20 protein-coding genes are annotated in these 21,750 nt (G+C 39.7%); 11 read left to right on the top strand and 9 right to left on the bottom strand.

Translation table 11 applies throughout. The features are described 5' to 3' along the window. Positions 1-401: 401 nt before the first annotated feature. The 5 genes from ACRD69_RS16875 to ACRD69_RS16855 form a co-directional block, all read right to left on the bottom strand. Complete coding sequence (locus tag ACRD69_RS16875) at positions 402-1,376, bottom strand: hypothetical protein (protein ID WP_430816295.1); 975 nt, start codon at positions 1,374-1,376, stop codon at positions 402-404. A 3-nt stretch (positions 1,377-1,379) separates the two neighbouring features. Further along, positions 1,380-1,775, bottom strand: coding sequence for an ExbD/TolR family protein (locus ACRD69_RS16870; protein ID WP_430816294.1), 396 nt, complete (start codon positions 1,773-1,775; stop codon positions 1,380-1,382). Continuing rightward, complete coding sequence (locus tag ACRD69_RS16865; protein ID WP_430816293.1) at positions 1,775-2,164, bottom strand: ExbD/TolR family protein; 390 nt, start codon at positions 2,162-2,164, stop codon at positions 1,775-1,777. The genes ACRD69_RS16870 and ACRD69_RS16865 overlap by 1 nt, the downstream gene beginning before the upstream one ends. A 2-nt stretch (positions 2,165-2,166) precedes the next feature. Continuing rightward, positions 2,167-2,862: a MotA/TolQ/ExbB proton channel family protein gene (locus ACRD69_RS16860; RefSeq protein ID WP_430816292.1), complete on the bottom strand. Its 696-nt coding sequence runs from the start codon at positions 2,860-2,862 to the stop codon at positions 2,167-2,169. Positions 2,863-2,976: 114 nt separating this feature from the next. Beyond that, on the bottom strand, positions 2,977-7,386 hold the full coding sequence (locus tag ACRD69_RS16855) for a translocation/assembly module TamB domain-containing protein (protein WP_489685672.1): 4,410 nt from the start codon (positions 7,384-7,386) through the stop codon (positions 2,977-2,979). A gap of 118 nt (positions 7,387-7,504) precedes the next feature. Between ACRD69_RS16855 and tsaD the strand changes: the two genes are divergently transcribed. From tsaD to ACRD69_RS16825, 6 genes are all read left to right on the top strand, one after another. Next, a complete protein-coding gene (tsaD, locus tag ACRD69_RS16850) occupies positions 7,505-8,524 on the top strand; it encodes a tRNA (adenosine(37)-N6)-threonylcarbamoyltransferase complex transferase subunit TsaD (protein WP_430816290.1) in 1,020 nt (339 codons plus the stop codon). Between the two features lie 133 nt (positions 8,525-8,657). Then, positions 8,658-8,942 carry a PqqD family protein gene (locus ACRD69_RS16845; RefSeq protein WP_430816289.1) on the top strand — a complete coding sequence of 95 codons (285 nt, stop codon included), beginning with the start codon at positions 8,658-8,660 and terminating at the stop codon, positions 8,940-8,942. 18 nt (positions 8,943-8,960) lie between these two features. Further along, positions 8,961-9,176, top strand: a complete 216-nt coding sequence (locus tag ACRD69_RS16840) for a hypothetical protein (RefSeq protein WP_430816288.1) — start codon at positions 8,961-8,963, stop codon at positions 9,174-9,176. Positions 9,177-9,178: 2 nt separating this feature from the next. Continuing rightward, entirely contained in the window at positions 9,179-10,084 is a 906-nt protein-coding gene (locus ACRD69_RS16835) for a hypothetical protein (protein ID WP_430816287.1), read from the top strand. Further along, entirely contained in the window at positions 10,068-10,502 is a 435-nt protein-coding gene (locus ACRD69_RS16830) for a S26 family signal peptidase (protein ID WP_430816286.1), read from the top strand. The genes ACRD69_RS16835 and ACRD69_RS16830 overlap by 17 nt, the downstream gene beginning before the upstream one ends. A gap of 133 nt (positions 10,503-10,635) precedes the next feature. Further along, entirely contained in the window at positions 10,636-12,417 is a 1,782-nt protein-coding gene (locus tag ACRD69_RS16825; RefSeq protein WP_430816285.1) for an ABC transporter ATP-binding protein, read from the top strand. Here the strand turns inward: ACRD69_RS16825 and ACRD69_RS16820 are convergent, their stop codons facing one another. The 4 genes from ACRD69_RS16820 to ACRD69_RS16805 form a co-directional block, all read right to left on the bottom strand. Beyond that, positions 12,418-13,755 carry an outer membrane beta-barrel protein gene (locus tag ACRD69_RS16820; protein WP_430816284.1) on the bottom strand — a complete coding sequence of 446 codons (1,338 nt, stop codon included), beginning with the start codon at positions 13,753-13,755 and terminating at the stop codon, positions 12,418-12,420. It lies immediately after the preceding gene. Next, positions 13,749-14,300: an RNA polymerase sigma factor gene (locus ACRD69_RS16815; RefSeq protein WP_430816283.1), complete on the bottom strand. Its 552-nt coding sequence runs from the start codon at positions 14,298-14,300 to the stop codon at positions 13,749-13,751. The genes ACRD69_RS16820 and ACRD69_RS16815 overlap by 7 nt, the downstream gene beginning before the upstream one ends. A 156-nt stretch (positions 14,301-14,456) precedes the next feature. Further along, positions 14,457-14,918: an SsrA-binding protein SmpB gene (gene smpB, locus ACRD69_RS16810; protein WP_430816282.1), complete on the bottom strand. Its 462-nt coding sequence runs from the start codon at positions 14,916-14,918 to the stop codon at positions 14,457-14,459. After that, entirely contained in the window at positions 14,915-15,508 is a 594-nt protein-coding gene (locus ACRD69_RS16805; RefSeq protein ID WP_430816281.1) for a YIP1 family protein, read from the bottom strand. Before ACRD69_RS16805 ends, smpB begins: the two co-directional genes overlap by 4 nt. Positions 15,509-15,788: 280 nt before the next feature. Between ACRD69_RS16805 and ACRD69_RS16800 the strand changes: the two genes are divergently transcribed. The 5 genes from ACRD69_RS16800 (at position 15,789) to ACRD69_RS16780 (ending at position 21,719) form a co-directional block, all read left to right on the top strand. After that, on the top strand, positions 15,789-16,427 hold the full coding sequence (locus ACRD69_RS16800; protein ID WP_430816280.1) for a DUF5063 domain-containing protein: 639 nt from the start codon (positions 15,789-15,791) through the stop codon (positions 16,425-16,427). Positions 16,428-16,451: 24 nt separating this feature from the next. Continuing rightward, on the top strand, positions 16,452-17,048 hold the full coding sequence (locus tag ACRD69_RS16795; protein WP_430816279.1) for a 3'-5' exonuclease: 597 nt from the start codon (positions 16,452-16,454) through the stop codon (positions 17,046-17,048). Positions 17,049-17,061: 13 nt separating this feature from the next. Then, positions 17,062-18,252 carry a class I SAM-dependent rRNA methyltransferase gene (locus ACRD69_RS16790; RefSeq protein ID WP_430816278.1) on the top strand — a complete coding sequence of 397 codons (1,191 nt, stop codon included), beginning with the start codon at positions 17,062-17,064 and terminating at the stop codon, positions 18,250-18,252. A gap of 21 nt (positions 18,253-18,273) precedes the next feature. Continuing rightward, a complete protein-coding gene (locus ACRD69_RS16785; RefSeq protein WP_430816277.1) occupies positions 18,274-19,533 on the top strand; it encodes a DEAD/DEAH box helicase in 1,260 nt (419 codons plus the stop codon). Positions 19,534-19,598: 65 nt separating this feature from the next. Further along, entirely contained in the window at positions 19,599-21,719 is a 2,121-nt protein-coding gene (locus ACRD69_RS16780; RefSeq protein WP_430816276.1) for a Tex family protein, read from the top strand. Positions 21,720-21,750 lie beyond the last annotated feature (31 nt).

The raw sequence follows: 21,750 nt of genomic DNA, 5'->3' as shown, positions 1-21,750 counted from the left end.
TACGACACAATAGAGGCTTATGTGTTTCTTATTACAAACATACAGCCTTTTTGTAAGGAGGAGAGCTGATTTACATGATGCATAGATCTATACGTTTATAAAACTTCTTTTCGAACACTAAAAGGCAACATCCCAAGGAAATTAAAAGAAAGGCATTCAGGCTGTAAGCCTGCACAAATTAAATGTTTCAGACTTACAGCCTGATAATTACCTCTATAATATATCCAAGGGGCGATGCCCCCTTGTACTAAAGTGTAAGTCTTTCAGCCTTTTATGCAATAAACAAAAGCTTAATGCTTAATCCAGCTGGAAATGATAGGTGATGGTTCCCTGCGCATAAGCATTGGCTTTTTTATCAGCATTGAATATAGCACGCATAGCCGCTGCTTTTGCATTAGCCACTAATTTACTTCGAAATAATATCGAATCCACCCAGCCTGTTCGTAGGCAGCTTCATTTTTGAGATCAAACTTTGACAATCGTGCTGCCTCTTCAGCAGCTCGCCTTGCTTCCCTGTTGTTGAAAAGCGAGGAGCCCTTCATTATTGCAACAGCAGAAACAACCTTACCATCACGGTTCACCTTTATTTCAACAACAATAGTACCTGACTCATTAATATTATGGCTTGGTTTTGGAAGACTCAAAGCCTTTCTTCCACCAAGGCCAAAGCTTACTCCCTTATCACCCAATCCACTTCCGGTTCGGTTTTTAGAATTCGGGTCACCGGTTACATGGCCCTGGTTGCCACTTCCTCCTGTTTCACCTTCTGAAGTGCTTTCGCCACTACCTTTTCCACTGAATGCACCGGATACGCGGTTGCGAGCCTCTGCTGCCTGTCTGTCCTGCTCTTCTTTCTTCTTTCGCTCAGCTTCCTCACGCGCACGTTGTTCGGCCAGTTCTTTCTGGCGTTGTGCTTCTTTTTCTGCTTCTATCTGGCGCTGACGCTCCTGTTCTTTCTGACGTTCTATCTCCTTTTCACGTTCGATGCGCTCCTGTTCTTCCCTTTGTTGGCGCTCTTTCTCCAGGCGATCTTTTTCTTCCTGCTCCTTCTTCTTTTGCTCAGCCGATTTCACGACTGGTGCTTCATCGAAATCCTGTGTCTTCACCTCATCTTCAGGCTCAGGTTCTGCCGCTTTAGGCACCGGTACATTTTCCACTTTAGGAGGCGGAGGTGTATTAGGCTGTTCAACAGGTTTAGCCTGCGACTGCTTGGGTTCAATCTCACCTTGCCCCAATACTGTATCGCCAAAATTGACCAGTATCCCCTCTTCTTCCTGTGGAAGAGTTGATAAGCCAAAGAATATCAACAACAACAGTACGGCTATGTGAAAAATTGCCGATCCGATAATACCGTATTTTTTATCCCTGTCTTCCATGGTTTATTTTCCCTGAGTGGCCAATATCAGTTTATATTTATTTCGTATCGCAATATCGCGTATGCGTCCTACCACCGAGAATGGTACGGATTCATCAACATGTAATGCAATATAGGTATCGGGACTTACTTCAATGATCTCTTTTAATCGTCGTTCTATCTTCCAGAAAGGCAATTGTTCACCCTCGACAAAATAGCGCAAATCAGCTGTAACTGAAATCGTTGTATTAGGCTTGGCCGATACCTGGTGATCACTCTTTGGCAGCACCATATCCTTGATGGCCTGAGGCGTAACCAGTGTAGAGGTGATCATAAAGAATATAAGCAATAGAAATACAATGTCAGTCATGGATGACATACAGAAACCAGCTTCTATTTTACTTCGCTTTTTTAGTGCCATTACCTAATGTCTAATATTACTTTAATGCCATTTGACTCAGCTATATCCAAAACACGGGCCACATTTCCCGTTGCTGCATTTTTATCGGTGCGCAGCTTAACAATGGTTTTATCATTGCGGTTAAAAGCAGCGATCAGACCTGACTCAATGGCATCATCTCCAACGCGTTTTCCTTCCACGTAAAACCTCCCTGATGATGTAACACGCACACTCAGGTATTTTTCAACCACCACCTTTTTAGTTGCCTTTTTCGGTATCAGTAACTTAATGGCATTGGGATGCACCATTGTTGACGTAATCATAAAAAAGATCAACAACAGAAACACAATGTCAGTCATCGACGACATGCTAAAGGCCGCGCTTATTTTAGTTCTTCGCTTTAAAGCCATGCTTAATGCGCTGGTTCGTTTAATAAATCCATAAACTCCATGGTACGTGCTTCCATTTTAAACACGACCTTTTCAACCTTCGCCACTAAAATATTGTATGCAAAATAGGCAATGATACCAACCACCAAACCAGTTACGGTTGTTACCATGGCGGTATAGATACCCGATGACAATAACTGCACATCAATATTATTACCGGCATTAGCCATGTCAAAAAAAGCTTTCACCATACCAATAACCGTACCCAGGAAACCGATCATGGGAGCGCCACCTGCAACAGTTGCCAGTGTTGGCAAACTTTTCTCGAGGCGTGAAATTTCAAGGTTACCAACATTTTCAATGGCAGTATTTACATCACTCAGAGGGCGACCAATGCGCGTCACCCCTTTTTCAATCATCCTTGAGATTGGAAAATCGTGCGACTGACACAGCGCCATTGCCGATTCAATTTTGCCGTCGTGTATGTAATCTTTAATTTTATTCATAAACCCGGCATCTTCCTTAGAAGCCCGGCGAATAGCCATGTAACGTTCGAAGAAAATATAGACCGCGATAATCGACAGTAACACTAAAGGAATCATGATAATACCACCGGCCTTGGCCATTTCAAAAAGATTCATGCTTTTTTCAGCACCTTCAACCATCTCTTCGGCAATAAGATCTTCGGCATTTGCCTGAATGAATAAAAACAAATTCATATTTATATTTTTTAGTCAATCGTAATATGTAATAATTAAGCAAGAACTTAGTCTTGATTTTTAAAAATCTGCACTAAAATAGACAAATCACTTTTTAAATAAGAACGAAGATAGTTATTCTTTAGTCTCTTCTGAACTACTCTTCTTTTCTTCGTCTTTGTTTTTGCCTGAAATTTTCAGCCAATACTTGTGCATTAATTCTTCTAAAGTGTCAAATTCTTCTTTAAACGAAACACCCACACCCTGTGTGGTAGGGGATGTATTGGTTGAATAAACCAGGTCATTATTGGTTCTGGTATAGGCTTTGGCACGTATACTACCAGAGTTATTCAGTTTGACCTCAACGTCAAAATCACCAATTAAGTTACTGGGGCGTGTTTGGTCCTTGCCGTATCCTACGTTTCCGTTAACAACCACACGGTTATTAAACATCTGTGTCGACAAAGCCACTTCAACCTCATCATCACTCAGCTCACTGGCAGGCCTGTAACTAACGCCTATATCCACATCACGGCTAATTTGCGACAACCAATGACTCAACTGGTTGGATAACATTTCGGTAGTGGTTACCAAGGCAGCATTGTTACCAGATGCGACCCCACTATTGGGTGCACTTGTTTCCTGGGTATAGAATTTATTAAGAACAAGCAGTGACAAGACCTGGCGATTGGTTTCCTCTTCTGTATTGATGTATGAATCAATTATGTTTTGGTTATTATCCTGGGTAGAAGGTGTTTTTATTTCAAATTTAACATTCGGCCTTGTCAATCGATCTGTTAATAACATATTACAGTGTACCGGTATTCTTCTTCCGTACTCTTTCTGTGCTTCTTCAGAAAAATCACCTGTCAGATCAAGTAAGCTTGTTTTAAGTTTATAGGTCGCATTCAGATCAATTATCGCATCATATGGATTCCCATCCCAATGGATGGACGATCCGCTGTTAATGACAAACTTCTTGTTCAATACATTTTGAAGGGTAAACATATAGTCTCCGTCATCGAAATTAAAATCACCGAAGAACACAATACCTCCCTCTTTATCCATTTTTATTTGCAGGTTACCATTCCCACGTCCTTTCAATATATCACCAACTTTCGAATCAAATATAACCTGGCAGCGTGCATCCGGTGTAATATCCAGATCCATGCTTACCGTCATGCCGGTCAGGTCAATTTCGTATTCATCAGATAGACTAACCGTTCCATTTTCTTCACCTTCCTCCTGTTTTGAATTAACAAAACGAATAAAACTACTCTCTTCAGCACTTTCTTCATCGGTAAGAGGTATAAAAAACTGTGTATCTTCCATGGTGCGCCCCCCAATATCTATCACCAGGTCTTTGGTTGTACCGGTTACCGACATATTACCATCGGCATATACCTCACCATAATACAATGGATTATCGGTATACTTCGTATCCATAACCAGCATATTATTGGTGATCAGGCGCAGGTCATAGCGCATATTTCTGAATGCCTGGTGCTCGATTGTACCATTAAAAGTTCCCTGCTTACCATTTCGGTCAGACAGCTTTATACCTTTAAATTCCATCAGGTTGGGCTTAAACAACACCGAATCGGTAATTGAATAGGTGGTTTGCAAGAGGTCAACATCAAAAAGAGCTTTATTAATATGCAAAGCACCCAGCAATTCAGGAGCCGATAAAGGACCCGTAACAGATAGTTTACCACTGGCATTACCTGACAAATTTTGCATGACCTTACTCAGGTACAGGTTCAGAAAGCCTATTTCAAGACTATCTATGTCATAATGAAGATCAAGACTTTGCTGTTCCAGATCTATCACACCACCTCCATTTAACGGCTCTATATTTCCTTTGGTTACATTGGATTCAATCTGTATCTGATGCTTTTTAGGAAGATAGTCGGCAATGATCTTAAAATCACCCAAGGCATCATTGTTAAAATGAAAATCATTAACACTCAGGTTACCACTTATTACAGGTGAATTATATAATTTCTGAACATCAAGAGTTCCGTTCAGGAATCCCTTCATCTCAACTTGCTTCACATCCTGGTAACCAACCATATCAGACAAATTAATATTCTGAAAATGGACCCTCATACCGTCTTTTACATGGCGGTGTACAAAACCGTTGATTCCAATCTCCTGGTTTCCGTGATGAACCCTGAAGTTCTTAAGTGAAAAGCCATCGGGATGATAATGCAGTGTTGTTGACTGAACCTCCCATAGGCTGTCACGCACCATTACATAGGAAGGCAGTATTTGCATAGTGGCATACAAGCCATTGTCGCGCGAGCGTAAAGATGTGGCTGTTAATATGGATCCGCTATTGGTGTACTCATCCCAGTTGTTCCAGAATACATTAAACTCAAGCGTGTCGTTATAGGCGCTTTGGTGCAAACTCAGGTTTTGAAAAGAGCCTAGGTTATTAATATTCAAATCTTTTAAACGCGAAACAACAGATAATTTGTTATTGCTGGTTGAAGAGATGTGTACTTCGGGTTGAACTGCCTTGATGCCCTTGTAGTTGAGATACTGTATTTCAGCTTCCACATCGATTTCGCCTGTTGATGTATTATAATTCCCCAGCAACAAGCCATTATCTGACACATCGATATCAGGATTAAACAGCGTGATAATATCAGATATCCGTTTAAAGGTGCATGAAAACGTAAAATCATTTTCCTTACTCTCTTTCTCTTTGATATTAACCTGCTTTTTTAAAGACGGCAAAAAATTAGTCATGCTTTGTTTAAGCAAATTTCCTATGTGCGTAAAATTATAGACTCCAACCAAATCACCCTCAGCAATATCCGACTGAAGAACAATGCGTTTTCGTTCTCCTTCCCTTACCGAGATAAGCAAGAGCGAATCTACAGCGACCTGTTTCTCTTTGTATTGATAGTCAAGGTTTCTAACATTAAGAAAACCAACAATATCATTTATATCACCTCCCGCTATTTCAGTTTCTATATCGGCTGTCAATACAGCACCTTTGTGCTTTTTATAAATATTCAGCTGATCAAGATTTATTTCGGTAAGGTGTGCTATAAAACTAAAATTAGGTACTTCACCTGACAGATCGATCTTACCATTGAATCCGAGCTGTCCGTTAGGATCATCGATTAAAAAGTCGCCATCAAACTTATCGTTGGCAAACAAGCCGTTAAGTCTTATGTTTTTATAAGCATAATCATTAATGGTAATAGTATCAACCACCCCACTTAAAAAGGCACTGTAATTATTAGCCGATTGCCGACGACCATTTATTGCCACTGACATGGAAACATTACCAATATATTCTTCAGCCCCTGCCAGCTTGCCAACATTAAACTGCTGCGTTGATAAGTTACCTGAAAACACGAGGTTATCAGCGGCATCTATTTTTAAACCTATATCAGTATTGATTTTCCCAAGGGCAGTATTAAACTCACCATATGCCACAAGGTCAGTAACGAAACCGGTAAAACTACCTGAATAAGTTATCTGATCAAGACTTCTTATCGCCTTTGGTAAGTGAAGGGCCTGCCCTTTCACTCTTGAAAACAGGCGTTCCAAATCTCCAGGTGTCGTTTTAAGGTGCCTTACGTTCAAGTAAATAAATGTCTGGTCAATATCAGGTAATCCATCAATGTCAAAGCTAGAGTTGATTTGAGAATGCGGACCAAACTGAAGGCGCACCCCCCGGCCTCTTATATTGTCAAGTGTTCCGGTAACCAAACCCGACAATTGAATCTGAGGGAATCTTACATTCTTTCCTGTTAAAAAAGCTATATCTTCATCATTGACTTTAGAGCGATCAACATCTAAGTAAAATTGTCCGAATCTGTTAAAACCCTCTTTATCCGGATGCATCTCAATGTCGAATGAATCTATTTCCAGCGATGATTTTTGTGTTTCAAGCAGGCCATCGTCAAATGTCAGGTGCGATTTATTGAAGCTTAACTGTCCCTCAGCCCTGTCAACATTAAATCCTACTGTACTTTTAAATGACAGTTCATTTAAACCCAGGTGCCACAAGCTATCCTGATGAATATCATTTATTTGCATCAACAGGTTTGATACTTCCACATGCTTGCCCAAAGAGTCAATTGCATAACTTAACTTCCCATCATCTATTCCCAGCTTATTTAAACTGACATTCCAGGCACTGCCATCACCTTTGGTTGATTGCCCAGGCCTTAAAGCATCCAAAAGAAACGAGAAGTTATACAGCGAATCCTGTTTCTTGACATTAATATGTGGAACAGAAATTTGGAGATCACTTAGATACAGGCTTTTTCTCCTGAAATAGATAGAATCGATATTAGCCGAGATTCGTTCAATTGACAGAAGTGTATCAGCACTTTGATCAAATACCGTTACTTCGTCCAGGACAAGGGTTTTAAATGGGCGCAAATGAACCCTTTTGATGGAAATTTCAGTATTTAAGTCTTCACTAAGTTCACTGGTTATGTAGTTTACAACCGTAGTTTGAACTGAAGGCAATAATAAAATGGAATATAGCATTAGCGGTACTATTATTAGTGCCGCCAAAACATACAATCCTATTTTGATATTTTTTTTTATAATTTTACCCCGTTTTTAACTCACCAAAATTAAGAAAAAGGTGGGAATTTTGATTTGAACATGAATAATTCTATCTGACATTTTTATGAGTGCGATTATTTTGGGAATTGAGTCATCGTGTGATGACACTTCTGCGGCGGTTTTTAAAGACGATGTTATTTTATCAAATATAGTTGCAAATCAAGATGTTCACAAGGCTTACGGGGGTGTTGTACCGGAGTTAGCATCACGTGCACATCAGCAAAATATCATTCCTGTAGTTGAAAAAGCCATTAAAGATGCAGGTGTTGAAAGAAGTGAAATTGACGCCATAGCATTCACCCGCGGTCCCGGATTAATGGGTTCATTGCTTGTTGGTACTTCTTTTGCAAAGGGGTTTGCACTGGCTAACAGTTTACCTTTAATTGAAGTAAACCACCTGCACGCTCATGTGATGGCACATTTTATTAAGGAGGATGAAAATGATACGGATCAACCGGAGTTTCCATTTTTGTGCCTGCTTGTTTCAGGTGGTAACAGCCAGATCATAGTTGTTCGTGATCATCTGAACATGGAGATCATTGGCCAGACCATTGACGATGCTGCCGGTGAAGCCTTTGACAAATGTGCTAAAATAATGGGACTCCCTTATCCCGGCGGACCACTTATTGACAAGCTGGCCCGGGAAGGTAATGCTGAAGCATTTAAATTCAGCAAGCCCAGGATTAAGGATTACGACTACAGTTTCAGCGGATTAAAAACCTCGGTACTATACTTTTTGCGGGATGAGCTAAAGAAGAATCCTGATTTTATTGAAGAAAACAAAGCAGATATATGTGCGTCATTGCAAAAGACCATTATTGATATTTTAATGGACAAATTAGTAAAGGCGGCTAAAGATACCGGTATCACACAAGTATCTCTTGCAGGTGGAGTTTCGGCTAACACAGGATTAAGAAACAGGCTGACACAACTTGCTGAAGAGAAAAAATGGAAAACCTTTATACCTAAATTCTCGTACACAACCGATAATGCGGCAATGATAGCGATAAACGGCTATTACAAGTATTTAAAAAAGGAGTTCATTGGACAAGATGCAGCACCATTTGCCCGGACTGAATTCTAGGAAAAATAAACAGAAGAAATTGAATATTTAAACAATGAATTCAGTCATTAGTCAAATTAATCATTTCTTTTAGCCTATTTAAGTGCTTGAAATATGTTTTTTTATATTTTTGCCAAAGTTTTAAATTAATTTAGTGAGAAGCAAGTTGTATATAAAGCAAACAGGCTTTGTTGAAAAAACTGTGGGAAACGAAATGGTGGTTGTTCCACTTGTTGGAACAGTTGCTCAAATGGAAAAAGTTTTCTCACTTAATGAAATAGGTTCTTTTATATATAATAACCTGGGATCGAAAAAATCAACAGGGGAAATAACAGAGTTGATTTTGAACGAGTTCGAAATAGATAGAGAAACAGCACAAAAGGATGTGGAACAATTCTTAGAGAAAGCTGTTGCTAATGGTGTAATAAAAGAGCTATAAAGAGAAGCTAATTTGGGAATGACGATTAAACGAAAATATTTCAAACCTGACATCGAGGAGCATTGTAATGACCTGGATACCTGCCTTTTTATGGCCAGTATCGGAGACCCGGTAGATCCTCCTTTTCCTGCAGCGGCACCAGAGTCATCGCCAGAGGCTGCTCCTCAATTTGAAAATCCATCAGCCGCAGACTATCCTTTTGGTGGCGATAGTCCAGATTTTTCGAATATGTAAACATGACCAAGTCAGAAAATACAAGATATTATTCTATCGGGGGTATAAGATTTAAAGTCAATTTCTTATCCCCCTTTTTTGTTTTCGACAAGCAAGGTGGAAGTCACCTTTTTCAGGAAACAGAAATAAGCAAGCAGGTAACCTGGACATTGAACTTTCGTTCAGATGATGAAAAAACACCTGAAAACTGGGAACAGGTCTTTAAAGGATCAGAAAAATTCAAAGAAGATCTGCCTTACAAATGGAGCATCATTAAAAAAGGTGCTTTAGAGGGCATTTATGTATGTTTTGAGGACAATGAAATTATAAAAGAGACAGTTGCTTTTGTTGATATCGATAAGAAGCTAATCGACATCAGGATCAACACAGGCAACAATAACAAAGTTACCTTTGACCCTTTCTTCCATCCATTTGGCATACTATTATTGCAATATATTGTGCACTACTACGGTGGTTTTGTTATACATGCATCAACGATCAATTACAAAGATAAGGGATATCTCTTTTCAGCAGTATCAGGAACTGGCAAATCAACCATGGCAGGATTGTGGTATAAATACGGCGCCACTGTTATTAATGACGATCGTCTGATCATACTTCCTGATAATGGCACTTATAAGGCTTACAATACGCCAATGCCCTATTATCAGGACAGAAGCAAAGAGGTCAAAATCCATAAGCTATTCTTAATCAAGCAATCGCCCGACAATTATTTAAAGAAACTACCGGTTTTAAAGGGTGCACTGGGGCTTATGAGCAATTGTATGCAATTTCAGTACAATAAAGAACAGGTGCAGAACAGACTTAACGCACTCATTGACCTGTCTGAGACATGTGGTATTTATGAATGTGGTTTTAAACCGGATACAGAGATCATTGACTATATTTTAAATGAATTTGGCCAATAAAAACATACAATTAGCGCTCATTCAGCTTCTTAGTGAAGGACAAGAAGTTGAGGTTCCGGCCCATGGCATGAGTATGTTTCCGCTGTTGAAACCAGGCGATATTCTGTTGGTCAGTCCGGGCAAACCTCAGAAAGGCGACATTGGAGTCTTTATCAGTCAGAATAAACTCATTGCCCACCGTATATATGCCTTAAAAAACAAAACTTATCATTTTAAAGGGGATGGACTTATCCATTCTGACCCACCTGTCAGCAATACGAATGTGTTAGGTACTGTTATTGGCCGACGACGAAACAATAAGTACAGCAACTGTAACAAAGGCTGGTTTCTGATATTTAAAAAGCTGATGCCTCATTGTACATTCATTACCGGTCGTTTGTTTTTTTATTCAGGAAGAATTCGGGCAAAACTCAGCTAAAAACATTGGCTGAATAATATGCAGACGGGCGATTTCATGGTAAAAATGCCATCGGAAACATCAATAAATCCTGCAATGTGCCAAGTCCCTCTTATTTTTATGTTATTTTAGTGTTTTAATCATCACACCATTCATGAAACCTGCCAATAAGCTCACATTAAACCACCTGCTTGAATCAATACGAATTGTATATAAAAGTTCGCCCAAATGGACTTTTATCAATGCACTGGTGACTGTGATCAGAGGTTGCATGCCTTTATTGCTGCTTTTTGTTGTCAAACAATTGATAGATGTTGTCGGGCAACAAATAAGCAACTCCGGTTCAGACACAGAATTACTATACTCCACACTTGGTTTAACAGCGGCATTCTTTCTGATCAATTCGCTTAGCGGCTCTGTCAGCAGCCTGGTACGAGAGCGTCAAAGTCATTTTGTGAATGATTACGTGCAAAACATCATCCACAAAAAGACGGTTAATATTGACTATCGTTATTTTGAGGATCCCAATTACCAGAATATTTTTTACCGGGCCCTGAGCGACTCCACCTTTCGTCCTGCCCGTGTCTTTTACAGCCTTTTACAACTTATGCAAAACAGCCTGACCATCATTTTAATACTGGCTGTACTGAGTAATATACACTGGAGCCTGGTTCCGGTGTTAATCGTTTCAAGTGCCCCCATATTCTATCTGAGAATATTATACACACGCAGGCTTTATCAATACCGTAAGAAACACACTGAGGACGAACGTCGGGTTCATTATTACAATCGCTTACTTACAGCAAAAGACTTTGCCAAAGAGCTTCGTGTTTTCAACCTTGGAAATACCTTCAAAACAGAGTATGAGCGATTTAAATATGACCTGAGAGATAAGCAATGGTCCTTATCTAAATCGAAAACGATAAACGAAATATCTGTTCAGTTATTTGCAACTTTCATCCTGCTATTGATAATTGGCTTTGTGATAAAACAAACCATTGAAGGCGGTATTAGCAGTGGAACAATGGCCATGTATTTCCTGGCTCTTCAGAGAGCCTATTCTGTTCTCCAGGGTTTACTTGGAAATTTAACTTCTCTGTATGAGGACAACCTGTTTCTGAAAAACTTTTTTGAATTCAGAAACATTAAGATCAAAGAAGAAAAAGCCACAGAGACGTTTCCAACGCCAATTATGAAGGGCATAGACCTAACAGATATTTGTTTCAAATACCCTAATTCAGGCAAACTTGTTTTAAACAATATCAATCTACATATACCTAAAGGTCAGACAATTGCCCTTGTCGGGGAAAACGGAAGTGGAAAAACGACACTTGTCAAACTGCTATGTGGCCTTCACAAGCCTGATAACGGACAAATATTGGTAGATAATCGTAACTGGAATGAAATAAGCAGTGAGCAGCTAGCCAGGAACATCTCCGTCATCTTTCAGGATTTTATGCTTTACAACGTGAGTGCTGAAGAAAACATTCTATTCGGAAACACACAAAGACAATACTCTGCAGAATCAATTCACACAGCAGCTGACAACGCCGGTCTTCATGGCATATTCACCAAGCTACCGAATGGTTATAACACTACTTTAGGAACCCTCTTTAAAGACAGTCAGATGCTGAGCCGCGGAGAATGGCAACGAACAGCCCTGGCACGCTCCTTTTACAACACTGACGCACAGGTCATCATCCTTGACGAACCAACCAGTTCGCTTGATGCCTTTACCGAGGCAAGTTTAATAGAGCATTTTAAAGATATTTCAAAAGATAAAACCGCTATTATTGTCAGCCATCGCCTTTCAACAATTAAGCTGGCCGACATGATTGTAGTAATGAAAAACGGGACAATAGCAGAAGCTGGTAAACCCGAAGATTTACTGTTGCAAAAAGGTGTATTTTACCAGATGATTGAGTCTCTTAAATAGCTATTTAATTACAAAAGTAAGCCCACCATACACTCCAAATGAATAGGGCTGGAAGTTATAATCATCATTTGAACTTACCGAGTTTAGAAAGTATTTTAAACGTGGCTCTACATTAAGATGTATCGACTTATAGATTGGAACGTCAACACCCAAACCAATTGAACTGCTTAACACAAATGATTTAATATCATCTGTTTCACCTATTTTACGTTCCGAACCACCATCCAGAGCATAAGCCGCGTTATCAACCAGGAAGTTGGAACTTATACCACCTGCAACTGATAAATATGGAAAATTCTTAAATAAAGAATAGCGTGCCATCATCGGAATTTCAATGTAATCGAGGGTTTGCTTAAGAGAGCTAACTGAGCTTTCAAAAGTATTTGAAGCTTCCACTAAGTTGTCGGTAAGAGGTTCTGCGTAGGCCTGAGGACCGGGTTTTGTAATCCTTACATTGCCCATTGAATTGGATAAACCAGCACTAATAGCCACATTACGGCTTAAAAAAGCCTGTTTATAAGACTGATAAGAATAATCATTACTTACTTCCTGACCCACCTGGGCATATAAAACGCCAGTTTCAAAACTCCAGCGCGATCCGGTGTTAACCCTCACCTGCAAACCACCTCCCAAAGAATTAATACCATTCTCATTCACATCAACACCCGAGGCCGCCATTACTGATTCATTGCCGCCTGATGTCATTTTGGAATTATAGGAAGGAGAAAGAACTCCTCCTATGCTTATGGAAGTCTTCTTTGATGACTTTGCAAAATCAGATGGTGCATTTAACGGATTATATATTGAATAATACACTTTTTCCTGCCTGATATGTAAATCGGTATTCACCTCATTAGTACCAGCAATACTAACAGCTGAGATCGAAGCTATATAGTTTGCTATAGCGGCATCCTTATTAACAACATGGCGATCTTCTAAACTGGGTGTAGGAGCAGCTGAGTCATCAGCGTTCTTCAACACTTTTTCAGGGATTTCAGGAATTACTGCTTCATTTAAATTAACCTGGTTTTCGATATATGTATGCTTGCCGGCTTCACTATTTTGTTCTGCGATTTCAGTTTTCTTAGCTGCCATTACTTCGGCAGTTTGTTCAACCAACGGTTCGCTTACCCGGTTAAGCAACATGAACGATACAGCCATTAAAGCAACAATGCACGCTGCTGCCACGCTTCGCCACATTATCAATACAGCTGCCTGACGCCTCTGCTTATTCATGTTTTTTTCAATTGACTCCCAAACATATGCTTCAGGAGCAACCTCATGATTGCTTAAACCGTCTTTGAAAACTGTATCTATATTTTTCCCTCCGTTTAACATACAGCCTGTTTTTTCTCTAAAATTCTGTCCTCAATATTCTTCTTTAGCCATTGTCGGGCCCGTGCTAAGTTTGATTTTGACGTACCAACAGATATTCCTGATGTTTCAGCAATTTCAGCATGAGAGAATCCCTCCATCACGTACAGGTTAAACACCAGCTTATATTTAGGCGGTAACTCTTGTATCATTGCCATCAGTTCATCCTGAGTAAAAGGCACCTCATATTCATCACTTACGTCATCATCAGCTAACAATGGAAAATCATCAACCAACAACTCGGGTTGTTTTTTACGGTAAACTTCAATAACGGTATTGACCATTATCCGTCTCACCCACCCTTCAAACGAGCCTTTAAATCCGTACTTATCTATTTTACTGAATACTTTGATAAACCCTTCCTGCAAACAATCTTCAGCTTCTGTCTTGTCCTTGCTATAACGCAGACACACAGCAAACATCTTTGCAGCAAACAACTGATACAATTGCCTTTGCGCAGAAGCTTTACCTTTCTGACAACCTTTTATTATGTCGTTAAGATTATTCACAGCAATTAACTCTCACTAATTAAGAGGCATGATTATTAAACTCTTGTAATCAATGAAACATTGCCGGTTTACCAATTGTAATTCCATCCCATAGATTAAGTATTCGATAGTGAAGATGGAATTTATAAGAAGTGGTTGCGTCCTGTTCCGATATTATCAGAATTTTTTCCGCGCTCTGTCCATTTCGCGTCCGGCATCTTTCATTTTCAGTGTTTCGCGCTTATCATGTTGTTTCTTTCCCTTGGCAAGTGCTATTTCTATTTTCACAAAGCCACGGTCATTGAAAAACAAGCGAATAGGAACAATTGTCAAACCTGACTCTTTGGTTTTACGCTCAAGTTTCTGAAGTTCTTTTTTCGTTAATAAGAGCTTTCTTTCACGTTCTGGCTGATGATTATTAAATGTTCCGTAAAAATATTCAGATACACGCATACCTTTCAACCACAGTTCACCTTTCACAAAATAACAATATGAATCAACCAGGCTGGCCTTACCTAAACGAATGGATTTGATTTCGGTACCAGCCAGTTGAATACCAGCATTAAAGCGTTCGATTAACTCATAATCAAACGTTGCTCTTTTATTTCTTATATTTATTCTTGATGAAGGTAAACTCATAAGGTCAGATTACTTATATATACAAATAAGCGATGAATCAGTGTTGGCAAAAACAGAATTAAAACACCAGCGATAAAAGTCATCCAAATACGTTGCTCCTTTGCAGTATTAATGAGAACTGAAACCGACACCCATACCAGGTAAATAACGTACAGGTTAATTATGCTTGCTATTACAATGGTTTCAGGCACCAGGGCAGCGACACTGCCAGTCAGGTACATTACTCCCGACGAATAAGCCACCAGTTGAAATACGGCAGCTTTTTCAAGGTCTATTTTGACAACAGGCAATAACTTGACAAGTAAATAATAGCACAGGTACAAGCCAAAAAAGTAAGATGAAAAAGTAAATACGGCCTCTTTTAAAGCCGATTCAAAATCTAACTCCTGATGACTTATTAAATAACCTACAAATACCGCGCTTGTATATAAACCAATTAGTGGAAAATTAAACTGTGCCAGTATTTCATTAATTGATTTTCTTTCGTTGAAGATCATCTCCCATTCTTTACGTGGGTTAATGATCAACTCTTTCAATCGTCCAATTAAATTTTTATACAACACGCTTAAACTAATCGCTTCTTTACTCATTAGCTTTAATTTAGTTCAACAATAAACAAATTTAAACCTGGGTGCATATTGTCTTTATCAATGCAAAAATAACAATTTTATTCGACTGCCATGACTTCACCCTTGTTACGGGTCATAATCGTTGGAGCCATTAGCATGTTTTTCCTTTGCGAAGTAATTCAGGGTAAGCCCCAAAGCATAATATCATCATGCAAAAAGTATTACTCGCTAATTTTTGTTACTTTTGCCCATTGAATATCCAATCTGCATAGTCTCAGAATAGGGTGATTAGATTAAATGTATGGAAGAGTCTTTTGAGCACGTAGTTTACTCCAAAAATGTTATTGAATTTGTTACTGTAGCAAAAGAATACTGCACATTTTTGGAGACAGCTGATGAAATGAACCGCAAGCAGTTTATTACGGTGGCGACCCGAATTATACCACTGCTATACCTGAAAGCTTCTGTTTTACCTAAGGTTGAGCCAGAACTTGAGGAAAGCATTGAAAAAACAGTTGACGAAATGACTTATACGCAAATTCAGGAAGGAATCACTGCCAAACTTGGTCGTTTTAATGATTACCTGGAAGTATTCAATGCCGATATGCAAAGAAGCGACACTCCTGTAATTGCCTTTATTGGTGAAGACATGGCGGATATTTATCAGGATTTAAAAGATTTTATTTCAGCATACAGATTGGGTGTTACTGAAATTATGAATGATGCGCTGGCTGATGTCATGACTAATTTCGAACTTTACTGGGGCCAAAGAATGGTTAATACATTAAGAGCCCTGCATGCCGTTTTGTATGGTGAAGATGACATAACAGAAGAAGAAGGAGAAGAAGAGTTCCAGAAAAGCCAGCAGCAAGAGAACTGGTATAACCGGATGCAGCAAGACTGGCAAGATGAAAACCCCGAAGAAACCCCATTACTCTAATATCATAAATCCCCAATAGTATAGATGGAGAAAACCATAAGCAAAGAAGAATTAAGCCAATTACCCCTAAAGCACTTTGAAGGACCGGTTGATGTTGTTGAAGATGAAAACGCTGTTAACAATCTTGTTAAGGAGCTTGAACAACATGCAATAATTGGTTTTGACACAGAAACGAAACCCTCATTTAGAAAAGGTAAAATTAACCAGGTATCATTGCTTCAATTAGCCAGCCCTGACAAAGTTTACTTGTTTCGTTTGAATAAAACTGGTTTTCATCCTGCTTTAATCAATTTATTGTCCAACCCTGAAATTAAAAAAATAGGTGTTGGCATTCGCGATGATATAAAAGGACTCAATCGTATAACTGAATTTGAATCGGCCGGTTTTGTTGAAATACAAGATCATGTTAAACGAGTTGGAATAGAAGATACAAGTCTCAAAAAACTGGCCGGTCTGGTATTAAATTTCAGGGTCAGTAAACGTCAGCGCCTCTCCAATTGGGAAGCACCACATCTAACCGAAGGTCAGGTATTGTATGCAGCAACTGATGCTTGGGTGGCCCTTGAATTATATTACAATTTATTAAAAGAGTTTCCGGCTGTTAAAGCTCAAACTATATAAGAAGCAAACGTTAATGTCAGAAAGACCACAATTAGTTTTAAAGCAAGGAAAAGAGCAGAGCTTAAACCGTTTTCATCCCTGGGTATTTTCAGGAGCAGTTAAAGGCGTTAAAGGCCCCGAATTAATAGAGGGTGATATTGTTGAAGTCCTGGATAGCCAGGAAAATTTCCTCGCGCTGGGCCATTATATTATTGGTTCCATCACAGTTCGTGTCCTTAGCTTTGAACAGGAAGAAATTAATTATGACTTCTGGAGAAACAGAATACAGAAGGCCTACGAATTAAGACAGGCTAATGGATTGGTAGCTGATGAAAGCACCAATGCTTATCGTTTGGTTCATGGCGAAGGCGACTACCTGCCAGGATTAATCATTGATTTTTACAATGGTACAGCCGTTGTACAAATGCATACCGTTGGTATGTACCTTGAAAAAGATACTATTTCAAAAGCGCTGCAGGAGGTGTTGGGCGACTCATTGATATCCATATTCAATAAGTCGGAAGGAACAATGCCATACAAAGCTGATGTTGAGCCGGTCAATGGCTACATCTATGGAAAAAGCTCGGAAAAAGTAGCATTGGAGAATGGCCTTAAATTTAAAGTAGATTGGGAAAGAGGTCAGAAAACGGGTTTTTTCGTTGATCAACGTGAGAACCGATCACTGATTGAGCATTACAGTAGAAACCGGGAGGTTCTGAACATGTTTTGCTATACAGGAGGGTTCTCTTTCTATGCCATGCGAGGCGGAGCCAAGCTGGTTCATTCAGTTGACAGTTCAGAAAGAGCCATTCATATCACCAATGATAATGTAGAACTGAATTTTCCTGGCGACGAGCGTCACGAGGCCTTTGCTGTTGATGCCTTCAAATACTTGAATAAGATAAAAAACAAATACGATCTGATTATCCTGGATCCACCCGCTTTTGCAAAGCATGTTAATGTTGTTAAAAACGCCTTACAAGGTTATAGGCGCCTTAATGCCAAAGCCCTTGAACAAATTCGCCCGGGCGGTATTCTGTTTACATTCTCATGCTCACAGGTGATAACCAAGGAACAATTCAGGACGATGGTGTTTTCGGCTGCTGCCAGAGCCGGACGTAAAGTCAGAATATTGCAGCAGCTGACCCAACCGGCCGACCACCCTGTAGATATATATCACCCGGAGGGTGAATACCTTAAGGGACTGGTTGTTTATGTAGAATAATGAAACTGTAAAGAGAGAATATTGGAATTTAAAGATTTTGGATTTTCAGATGAGTTGCTAAGTGGCCTTGATGCCATGCGTTTTGAAAAAGCAACACCTGTTCAGGAAAAAACCATACCGGTCATTAAGGATGGTAAGGATTTGATTGCCTGTGCTCAAACAGGAACAGGTAAAACAGCAGCTTATTTGTTGCCTGTACTTGACAAATTAATCAGGAATGGCCACAATAAGATCAATGCCTTAATCCTTGTTCCAACACGGGAATTAGCTATTCAGATCGACCAACAAATGGAAGGTTTCGGCTATTTTCTTGACATCTCTTCAACAGCCATATATGGCGGAAATGATTCAGGAGAGTGGAACCGGCAGAAGAATGCCCTGACAACAGGGGCTGATATTGTAATCGCAACACCTGGAAGGTTAATACAGCACCTTACCATGGGTTACGTAAAGATGGATACACTTCAGCACCTGATACTGGACGAGGCAGATCGCATGCTTGACATGGGATTTTTTGATGACATTATGCAAGTGGTTAAATACCTGCCTGAGAAACGCCAAACGTTAATGTTCTCTGCAACTATGCCTCCTAAGATCAGAGAATTGGCAAAAAATATTTTAGTAGATCAGGAAGAGGTTAATATTTCCATAAGTAAACCTGCCGAAGGTATTTTGCAGGCGGCATACATGGTTTATGACACGCAGAAAATCCCGCTTCTTAACACCCTGTTGAAAGACAAAGATCTACCCAGCATCATAATATTTTCATCGACCAAACAAAAGGTGAAGGAAATAGCCCGTTCTCTCCATAGTAATGGATTTAATTCAAAAGCGATCAGCTCCGACCTGGAACAGGCTGAACGTGAAGATGTGTTGCGTGATTTTAAAAATCGCAATGTACAGATACTGGTTGCAACCGATATTATTGCCCGTGGTATTGACATTGAAAAAATAGATTTGGTTATCAACTTTGATGTACCACGTGATGCAGAAGACTATGTGCACAGGGTTGGTCGAACTGCCAGAGCCCAGACTCAAGGCGTAGCTATCACGCTTATCAATGACAAGGAAATACTTGAATTCCATAAGATAGAACGTTTGATAGAAACTGATGTTTTTAAAATTCCACTTAACCCGGAATTGGGAGAAGCACCAGTCTATAACCCAGAAGAACTTCTTAAGAAAAGAAAAAAAGGCGGGCCGAAAAGAAAACCTTCGGGCAATAAACGTAAATCGTTCAAAAAGAAGCCTGAACATAAGTCTAAGAAATCTGACAATTAGAATTATACTGTTTAAGTTGCATTCTTTGTTTTTTAACTAACAGCAAATTAATTAAGGTCATTATTATGCAGTTAAGCCAAATCATTGCGTCCGAACTTAATATTTCATTAAAAAGCGTCCAAAATACCATAGCTCTTCTGGATGAAGGTGCAACCATTCCGTTTATCAGTCGATACAGGAAAGAAATGACGGGTAGCCTGGATGAATTGCAGGTTGGCAATATAAAAGAGCGCTACGAAAAACTACAAGAGATTGAAAAGCGCAAAGAAACCATTCTGAAATCAATGGATGAACAGAATGTTTTAAGCCCTGAATTAAGAAGAAAAATAGAAGAGACTTTTAGCTTGACCGAGCTGGAAGATATATACCTCCCTTTTAAGCCCAAACGTAAAACACGGGCGGTGAAAGCAAGGGAAAAAGGTCTGGAACCCCTTGCTAAAATAATGATGAAACAATATGAACGTGACATTGAAGATCGTGCCGCTTCGTTTGTTAATGATAAGGTAGCAGATACTGAAGAAGCCTTACAAGGTGCCAGGGATATAATTGCCGAATGGGTTAATGAGCATAAGGTTGGGCGTGAAATAGTTCGTTCAGTATTTGACAAGGAAGCTCTTATAACATCAAAAGTTGTTAAGGGCAAAGAGGAAGAAGGTATTAAATACAAGGACTATTACGACTGGAGCGAACCACTTAAACGTTGTCCTTCGCACCGTTTTATGGCGATGAGAAGAGGCGAAAAAGAAGGGTATTTAAAGCTATCCGTATCTCCCGATGCAAATACTTGTATCCATCGATTGGATCGTTTTTTTGTTAAGGGTAACACCAGTGCATCAGAGCAGGTGGCTGAGGCGGTGAGCGATGCCTATAAACGTTTATTATCCTCGTCAATTGAAACAGAATTCACCAATCTTTTCAGTGAAAAATCAGACACTGAGGCAATTAAAGTATTCGCTGAGAATCTTCGTCAGCTGTTACTGGCCTCCCCCCTTGGCCAAAAGCGTGTTTTAGCCCTCGATCCGGGCTACAGAACAGGTTGTAAAGTTGTTTGTTTGGATGCCCAGGGCAATCTAAAAGAAAACAGTACCATATATCCCCACGCTCCGCAGAATGAATATCAAAAATCTGCTAACACAATCACATCACTGGTTGATAAACATCAGATTGAAGCCATTGCCATCGGCAACGGAACAGCATCGCGTGAAACGGAAGCATTTGCAAAGGGTCTTCGCTTCAAAAACAAGGTGGATATATATGTTGTAAGTGAAGATGGTGCATCGGTTTACTCAGCGGGTAAGGCCGCACGTGAAGAATTCCCCGATCATGATGTGACAGTGAGAGGTGCTGTATCAATTGGACGTCGTTTGATGGATCCCCTGGCTGAGCTGGTTAAGATAGATCCCAAATCAATTGGAGTCGGACAATACCAGCACGATGTTGATCAGGCACAATTAAAAAGATCACTGGATACCGTTGTCGAGTCCTGCGTTAACTCTGTAGGTGTCAATTTAAATACCGCCAGCAAACATTTATTAACCTATGTTTCAGGCCTTGGACCACAGCTGGCTCAGAATATAGTTGACTTCAGATCAGAGAACGGAGCCTTTGATTCGCGTGAAAAACTTAAAAAAGTACCTCGACTGGGAGCTAAAGCTTTTGAACAGGCTGCCGGATTCTTACGAATAAATAATGCTGACAACCCACTGGATAACACTGCTGTTCACCCAGAGGCATACAAAGTTGTTAAACAAATGGCTAAAGATCTTGGATGTAGCATCAACGATTTGATTGACAATAAATTGCTCCGGGACAAAATAAACTTACACAGCTATGTTTCAGACAAGTTTGGATTACCTACACTTAACGACATTGTGAAAGAGCTGGACAAGCCGGGGCGTGATCCGCGTAGTGAAATAAAAACTTTCGAATTTGCAGAAGGCATTTACTCCATCGAAGATCTATACGAAGGAATGGTTCTACCGGGTTTGGTCACCAATATTACTAATTTTGGGGCTTTCGTCGATATTGGTGTTAAGCAGGACGGACTGGTTCATATTTCACAATTGGCTAACAAATACGTTAGCGATCCCAACGAAATTGTAAAGCTACAACAACAGGTCAAAGTTAAGGTTGTAGAAGTTGACCGACTAAGAAAACGTATACAGTTAAGTATGAAAGATTTATAAAGGAGATTTACTCCTGTAAAGATTGAGGAAA

The sequence above is a fragment of the Carboxylicivirga agarovorans genome (assembly GCF_050589845.1).
Taxonomy (GTDB): domain Bacteria; phylum Bacteroidota; class Bacteroidia; order Bacteroidales; family Marinilabiliaceae; genus Carboxylicivirga; species Carboxylicivirga agarovorans.
Note: the sequence above shows the minus strand (reverse complement) of the source record. Positions and strands in the feature narration are given on the sequence as shown.